Origin of the sequence: Xanthomonas sp. SHU 308 (genome assembly GCF_000364645.1) — a bacterium.
In the GTDB taxonomy this organism is placed as follows: domain Bacteria; phylum Pseudomonadota; class Gammaproteobacteria; order Xanthomonadales; family Xanthomonadaceae; genus Xanthomonas_A; species Xanthomonas_A sontii.
Window position 1 is genome coordinate 1 of record NZ_AQOK01000706.1, and the last position, 259, is coordinate 259.

At 77.2% G+C, this 259-nt stretch carries 1 pseudogene; it reads right to left on the reverse strand.

Features of this window, described 5'->3' with window-relative positions:
• Positions 1 to 259: pseudogene (locus D588_RS25485) on the reverse strand (coagulation factor 5/8 type domain protein); the annotation flags it as partial.

Here is a 259-nt window from a genome sequence, read left to right on the forward strand (position 1 = left end):
GGCCCCCCCCTGCCAGTGCACGCGGGCATTGCGGCGGTCGGCATCGCGCTGCGCGACAACGCCGGTCGGCGCCGGCGGCGGGGCGCCGTCGGCGTTGCCGAACACGCGCAGGTCGCTGATCGCCAGGTGGGCGGCGCCGACGTGGCCGTGCACGTAGCGGATGTAGTGGGTGCGCACCGGCGCGGGCAATTGCAGGTAGGCGTTGGGCCGGTCGCGGCGGTCGGCGCCGTCGCCGACCTCGGCCAGCGGCAGCCAGTGG